The organism is Pseudomonas sp. 05L36, from assembly GCF_056398125.1.
The window spans coordinates 94,612-101,737 of record NZ_JBFTOU010000024.1 but is presented as its reverse complement, the minus strand read 5'-3'; the positions used below and the strand labels follow the sequence as shown (position 1 = coordinate 101,737).

General features: G+C 59.5%; 7 protein-coding genes. 3 read left to right on the top strand and 4 right to left on the bottom strand.

What is annotated here, in order from left to right; translation table 11 throughout:
• The 3 genes from AC1DKH_RS23405 to yjiA all read left to right on the top strand — a co-directional run.
• Positions 1–1,248 (top strand): carbon starvation CstA family protein (locus tag AC1DKH_RS23405; RefSeq protein ID WP_477799432.1); only part of this gene is annotated, 1,248 nt, incomplete at its 5' end.
• Between the two features lie 15 nt (positions 1,249–1,263).
• Complete coding sequence (locus AC1DKH_RS23400; RefSeq protein WP_007937254.1) at positions 1,264–1,461, top strand: YbdD/YjiX family protein; 198 nt, start codon at positions 1,264–1,266, stop codon at positions 1,459–1,461.
• A 146-nt stretch (positions 1,462–1,607) separates the two neighbouring features.
• A complete protein-coding gene (gene yjiA / locus AC1DKH_RS23395; RefSeq protein ID WP_477799431.1) occupies positions 1,608–2,582 on the top strand; it encodes a GTPase in 975 nt (324 codons plus the stop codon).
• Positions 2,583–2,713: 131 nt separating this feature from the next.
• Here the strand turns inward: yjiA and AC1DKH_RS23390 are convergent, their stop codons facing one another.
• The 4 genes from AC1DKH_RS23390 to glyA all read right to left on the bottom strand — a co-directional run bounded on the left by AC1DKH_RS23390 (position 2,714) and on the right by glyA (position 7,083).
• Positions 2,714–3,397, bottom strand: coding sequence for a GntR family transcriptional regulator (locus AC1DKH_RS23390; RefSeq protein WP_477755048.1), 684 nt, complete (start codon positions 3,395–3,397; stop codon positions 2,714–2,716).
• Between the two features lie 25 nt (positions 3,398–3,422).
• Positions 3,423–4,127 (bottom strand): FadR/GntR family transcriptional regulator, encoded by a 705-nt coding sequence (locus AC1DKH_RS23385; RefSeq protein WP_477755053.1) that lies wholly within the window; start codon positions 4,125–4,127, stop codon positions 3,423–3,425.
• Positions 4,128–4,175: 48 nt separating this feature from the next.
• Entirely contained in the window at positions 4,176–5,489 is a 1,314-nt protein-coding gene (locus AC1DKH_RS23380) for a C4-dicarboxylate transporter DctA (RefSeq protein WP_477764654.1), read from the bottom strand.
• 340 nt (positions 5,490–5,829) lie between these two features.
• Positions 5,830–7,083, bottom strand: coding sequence for a serine hydroxymethyltransferase (glyA, locus tag AC1DKH_RS23375; protein ID WP_477799430.1), 1,254 nt, complete (start codon positions 7,081–7,083; stop codon positions 5,830–5,832).
• Between the last annotated feature and the right edge of the window lie 43 nt (positions 7,084–7,126).

Below are 7,126 nucleotides of genomic sequence, written 5' to 3'. Positions count from 1 at the left end.
CCGGTGTGGCTGATTCTGGCACCCCGTGACTACCTGTCGACCTTCCTGAAAATCGGCACCATCGTCGCCCTGGCCATCGGCATTCTGATCACCATGCCCGAGCTGAAAATGCCGGCCCTGACCCAGTTCATCGACGGCACCGGCCCGGTATGGAAGGGCGGTCTGTTCCCGTTCCTGTTCATCACCATCGCCTGTGGCGCGGTGTCGGGTTTCCACGCGCTGATCGCCTCCGGGACCACGCCGAAACTGCTGGATAACGAAACCAACGCCCGCTACATCGGTTACGGCGGCATGCTGATGGAATCGTTCGTGGCGATCATGGCCATGGTCGCCGCGTCGGTGATCGAACCGGGTGTGTACTTCGCCATGAACAGTCCGGCTGCGGTTGTCGGCGGGGATGTGGTGGCGGTAGCAACAGCGGTCAGCAACTGGGGCTTTGCCATCACGCCGGAAGCCCTGCAAGCGGTGGCCCACGACATCGGTGAAACCACCATCCTGGCCCGTGCCGGTGGTGCGCCAACCCTGGCGGTGGGGATCGCTCAAATCCTGCACAGTGTTCTGCCGGGTGAAAACACCATGGCGTTCTGGTACCACTTCGCGATCCTGTTTGAAGCATTGTTCATCCTGACCGCGGTCGACGCCGGTACCCGTGCCGGGCGTTTCATGCTCCAGGACTTGCTCGGCTCCTTCGTGCCGGCCCTGCGCCGCACCGAATCCTGGACTGCCAACCTGATCGCTACCGCCGGTTGCGTGGCCATGTGGGGCTGGTTGCTGTATCAGGGCGTGATCGATCCGCTGGGCGGCATCAACACCTTGTGGCCACTGTTCGGTATCTCCAACCAGATGCTGGCCGGTATCGCGCTGATGCTCGGCACCGTGGTGCTGATCAAGATGAAACGCCAGCGGTATGTCTGGGTCACTATGTTGCCGGCGGTGTGGCTGTTGATCTGCACCACGACAGCGGGCTTCATCAAGCTGTTCGACGCTAACCCGGCGATCGGCTTCCTGTCGCTGGCCAGGAAATACAGCGATGCCTTGGCCAACGGCCAGATCCTCGCCCCGGCCAAGGACATCACCCAGATGCAACACGTGATCTTCAACGCCTACACCAATGCAACGCTGACCGCGCTGTTCCTGTTCGTAGTGTTCAGCATCCTGTTCTATGCGCTCAAGGTCGGTATTTCCGCCTGGGGTAGCAAAGAACGTACGGATAAAGAAGCGCCATTCCAGGCGCTGCCGGAAGCGTGATCGAGGATTTGCACCATGTTCAATGACCTGAGTCGCCTCGGTAAATACCTCGGTCAGGCCGCGCGCCTGATGGTCGGCATGCCCGACTACGACAACTACGTCGAGCATATGCAGACCAAGCACCCGGACAAACCGGTGATGAGCTATGAGGCGTTCTTTCGCGAGCGTCAGGAAGCCCGTTACGGTGGCAAGGGTGGGCCGAAGTGCTGTTGATCTTGTAGGAGCGAGCTTGCTCCGGGCGGCGATCCGACGATGGACGTAAGGTTGACGCGTGTATTCAGAAAGCACGCGTTATCGTTGACGTCCATCGCGAGCAAGCTCGCTCCTACAGTTTTTTAAACGTAGGGGAGATTTTTGTTTTGCTCACACCCATCCCGGTCACAATCCTCAGCGGCTTCCTCGGTGCCGGCAAGACCACCCTGTTGCGCCATCTGCTCAAGGCCGAGCACGGCCTGAAAATCGCCGTAATCGAGAACGAATTCAGCGATGCCGGCATCGATACCCAGTTGTTGGGTGATGAGCCGGTGCAAGTGATGACGCTGTCCAACGGCTGCGTCTGCTGCACCATCCATACGGACCTGACCAAAGCGCTTTATCTGTTGCTCGAGCGTCTTGACCAGGGCGACATCGCCTTCGACCGCCTGGTGATCGAATGCACCGGCCTGGCTGATCCGGCACCGGTGGCACAAACCTTTTTCATCGACGAAGAGTTGCGCGAGCGCTATATCCTCGACGGCATCATCACACTGGTCGACGCGGCACATGCCGACTTGCACCTGACCCAGACCATCGCCCAGGCACAGATCGGGTTCGCTGACCGCTTGCTGGTGAGCAAGCGCGATCTGGTGGACGAGCCGACCTTCACCGCGTTGAGCGAGCGCCTGACCCGCATCAACCGGCGTGCGCCTATCCGCGTGGTCGACCACGGCAAGATCGACCTCGCCGAGTTGCTCGATGTACGCGGCTTCAACCTCAATGCCGACCTCGGTGGCGGCGTGAGTTTGCGCCCGCTCAGCCAGGCTGCTCCGTCCATAGACCGCATTTCCAGCTTGGTGCTGCGCACTGAAAAGCCGCTGGATATCGACAAGCTCAGCGAGTTCATGAACGAGTTGCTGGAGGAGCATGGCAAGCAGTTGCTGCGCTACAAAGGCGTGTTGAATATCCTCGGCGAATCGCGTCGCATGGTGTTTCAGGGTGTGCTGAAACTCTATGGTTTCGATTGGGATACCGAGTGGGCTGAAGACGAAGTGCGCGAGAGCGTGATCGTGTTCATTGCCGATGATTTGCCGGAAGAAAAGATTCGCGAGGGTTTTGCGCGGGTGGCGGCGGATTAAAGTCAGAAGTTGCAGCGAGCCTTGAGCCGCCATCGCGAGCAGGTCGGATCGCCGCATCGTCGCTCCCACATTTGAAATGCAGTCCCCTGTGGGGGCGAGGCTGCTCCGGGCGGCGTTCCGACGAAAGCGGACTAGCCTGTGGCACAGTTTTGGTCCAGTGCCGATGCAGGGCTCAGCAACAAATCTTCCAGATAATCCAGATGCCGGTTAAGCACGGCTTGCGCCGTCGCGGCGTCTCCTCGCTCCAACGCATCCAGAATCTCCATGTGCTCCACGCAATAATCCTTCTGCGGCAGATCAAACTGCGCAATCGCCAACGAAGTCAGCGCTACCAGGCTCTCAAGAAAATGCGCCAACGGTGCATTCCCCGCCATTTGTGCCAACTGCAGATGAAACTCTCCCGACAAACGAATTCCCCGTCCACGCTCGGTGCATTGACGCTCGCTATCGACCAGCGCCCGCAGTTGCTTCAGGTCTTGCGCGCAGGGTCGCTGACAGGCCAGCCGCACCAGCAAGATCTCGGCCAGACGCCGGGCATGCAGTGTCTGCCGGGTCTGCTCGGCATCAAGCTCGGCGACGCGGGGACGATGGTTGACTCGAAGAATGATGATCTGCTGATGGGACAGTCGCGTCAGCACATCACGCATGTCGCTGCGCCTTGCACCGAACATCTGCGCCAGGCTTTCTTCCGTAAAGCGACTGGCCGAATGGATGCGCTGTTCGAAAATGGCATCGAGGACTCGTGAATACAGATCATCCACCGAAGGGCGGACGGGCAGGGTGGCGAGCGTTTGTGGCGAGGCGAAGCTGTTCATGGCCAATCTCCAGTTCGAAGAGGTTTCAACTGCCGAGGTTGTCTTCCGGGATGTTCAGTTCGATGCCCATGCGCTGGCCTTCGCGCAAAATGTGCCGACGCATCTCGGCGCTGGCCTGGGCGCTGTTCTTGCTGCGGATCGCCCGCACCACCGCTTCGTTTTCTTCAAGGCGCTCAGCCAGATGCTCCGGGGAGTTGCGCAACACTTCGGCGCTTTGCTTGAGGGCATTGCTGGTTTGCTGGACCACGCTCTGGAAGATCGGGTTCGACGTCAGCGTGAACAGCTCTTCGTGGAACGCGATGTAGGCGGTTACGCCGGCTTCACTGTCATTGGCCTCCAGGGCTTCGCGCATGTCCATCAAGGTCAGGCGCAGTTGCCCGACTTCCTTGCTGCTGATGGACTGCGCCACGAGGCCGACGATGAACGGCTCCAGCGTGTAGCGCAGTTGCAGCACGTCTTCCAGGCTCGCCGCGGCCACTGCACTGTCATGCGTCTGGCTGTCGGCGAGATTGGCTTCGAGCACCACCACGCCTTTGCCCGGCATCGAACGCACCAGGCCGAGGGTTTCCAGGACGATGACCGCCTCACGCAGGCTCGGGCGGCTGATGCCCAGTTGTTCGGCCAGTTCGCGTTGCCCCGGCAGCATTTCGCCGGAGCGCCACTGACCACGGGCCAAAGCGGCCCGAAGTTTTTCTACCACTGAGTTGACGACGGTTGATGAGGTAATCACTTGCTTGCTCCATGAGCCGTGCCTGCGGTCGGCAGGCACGGCGGTCATTCAGAATTCTTTGGCTGCCGCTTGAGCAACCGGTTTTCTCGGCTGGAAGGTATAACCCGCCTGGCCGGAAAGTACCTTGTTCGCCCGCTGCACATCGATGTCCTTTTCCCACCGCGCGATGGCGACGGTCGCCACACAGTTGCCGATCAGATTGGTCAGCGCCCGGCCGATGCCCATGAACCAGTCCACGGCCAGCACCAGCACCAGACCCACCACCGGAATGGCCGGAATGGCTGTCAGGGTGGCCGCCAGGATCACCAGCGCCGAGCCTGGAATACCGTGGGCACCCTTGGAGGTGATCAACGACACCAACAGAATCGTCAACAGGTCGGTCATCGCCAGCGGCGTGCCGGTGGCATTGGCGATGAACACAATGGCCAGGGTCAGGTAGATCGAGAAACCGTCGAGGTTGAACGAGTAACCGGTAGGTATCACCAACCCGACCGTCGAACTGCCGATGCCCAGATGCTCAAGCTTGCGCATGATTTGTGGCAGCACGGCATCGGAGGACGCGGTGCCCATGACGATCAGCAGTTCTTCGCGCAGGTACTTGAGCAACGGCCACATCTTCAAGCCAGAGAGGCGCATCACCAGGCCGAGAATCAGGGCCACGAAGGCAGTACAGGTCAGGTAGAACAGGCCGACCAGGCTGCCCAGGTGTTGCAGCGAGTCCAGGCCATATTTGCTGGTGGTGAAGGCGATCGCGCCGAATACACCGATGGGGGCCAGTCGCACGATCATGCCCATGATGCGGAAGATCACATGGCTGAGTTCATTGATCAGACGCGAAATACCCGATGCCGCTTCTCCCACCAGATTCAGTGCACTGCCGAACAACACTGAAAACAGCAGGACCTGCAGGATATTGTTATCGGCAAAGGCACCGATCACCGAAGTCGGAATCAGGTCCATCAGGAACTGTGTGGTGGTGTGCATGTGCTGACCGCGCTGGGCAATGTCGCCCATATCGGCTGCGGAAAGCTGCTCCAGATGGATGTTCGCGCCGCTGCCGATGCCAGTGCTGAAGGCGAACACCAGGCCAATCACCAGGGCGATGGTGGTCAGCACTTCAAAGTAGATCACCGATTTCAGGCCGATTCGGCCGACCTTCTTCAGGTCGCCGGCACCGCTGATGCCGCTGACCACTACGCAAAACACAATCAGGCCGATGAGCATTTTGATCAGCTTGATAAAACCGTCACCGAGCGGTTTGAGCTGAGCGGAGTATTCGGGAAGGGTCAGCCCGCAGACGATGCCGAGCACCAGTCCGAGAACCACTTGGAGGAAGATTGAACGCGAGCACCATCTGAGCATGGGAGGAATCCTGGTCGGTGTCCTGGCTTCCGTGTGCGGGGCACATCAGATTCAGGACTTAATTATTGTGGTCTTACCGGTATGTCCAGTGCAGGCGCAGTCTAGGCGCTATTTTTGGGTGTTCGCAAGTAAAAATTAGAAAATTGGCATGACCGGTCTGACCAGTGGTGCTGGTCTCGTAGGAGCTGCCGAAGGCTGCGATCTTTTGATTTTGCTTTTTTGAGGATCAAAAGATCGCAGCCTTCGGCAGCTCCTACAGGTAAGCGGTGTCAATTTGCGGGCGAAAAAAAACCGGCCAATCACTTGGCCGGTTCTTCATGCTGCGGATTTAACGGGGCAATTAAGCGCCGTACACCGGTAGCTTCTTGCAGATGGCCTTGACCTTCTCACGAACGGCGTCGATCACCGCTTCGTTGTTCAGGTCAGCCAGGATGTCGCAGATCCAGCCGGCCAGTTCCTTGCACTCTGCTTCCTTGAAGCCACGAGTGGTCACGGCCGGGGTGCCGAAGCGCAGGCCGGAAGTGACGAACGGAGAGCGTGGGTCGTTTGGCACGGAGTTCTTGTTCACGGTGATGAACGCTTTGCCCAGAGCGGCGTCGGCGTCTTTACCGGAAATTTCCTGCTTGATCAGCGACAGCAGGAACAGGTGGTTCTGAGTACCGCCGGAAACCACGTCGAAGCCGCGTTCGATGAACACGCCGGCCATGGCCTGGGCGTTCTTCACCACTTGTTGCTGGTAAACCTTGAACTCAGGCTGCAGCGCTTCCTTGAAGCAGATCGCTTTAGCGGCGATCACGTGCTCCAGCGGGCCGCCCTGGGCGCCCGGGAATACGGCGGAGTTCAGTTTCTTCTCGATGTCGGCGTTGGCGCGAGCCAGGATCAGGCCGCCACGTGGACCGCGCAGGGTCTTGTGGGTGGTGGTGGTCACCACGTCAGCGAATGGAATCGGGTTCGGGTAGACGCCAGCGGCTACCAGCCCCGCAACGTGAGCCATATCAACAAAGAGATAGGCACCTACCTTGTCGGCGATCTCGCGAAAGCGCGGGAAGTCGAGGATCTGCGAGTAGGCAGAGAAACCGGCCACGATCATTTTTGGCTTGTGCTCAACGGCCAGGCGCTCGACTTCGTCGTAGTCGATCAGGCCGTTGGCATCGATGCCGTACTGGATGGCGTTGTACAGCTTGCCGGAAGACGAAACGCTGGCACCGTGGGTCAGGTGACCGCCGTGGGCCAGGCTCATGCCCAGGATGGTGTCGCCAGCCGACAGCAGGGCCAGGTAAACGGCGCTGTTGGCTTGCGAACCGGCATGCGGCTGAACGTTTGCGTAGTCGGCACCGAACAGCTCTTTGGCGCGGTCGATGGCCAGTTGCTCAACCACGTCGACGTACTCGCAACCGCCGTAGTAGCGCTTGCCCGGGTAGCCTTCGGCGTACTTGTTGGTCAGTACCGAGCCTTGAGCTTCCATCACCGCTGGGCTGGTGTAGTTTTCCGAAGCGATCAGCTCGATGTGTTCTTCCTGGCGCTGAGCTTCTTGCTCCATGGCGGCAAAAAGGTCGGCGTCGTACTTGGCAATAGTCAAATCACGGCTGAACATGGCGGTCCTCAAGGATCGGGGGCGGAAAAGGGAGGCATTCTAA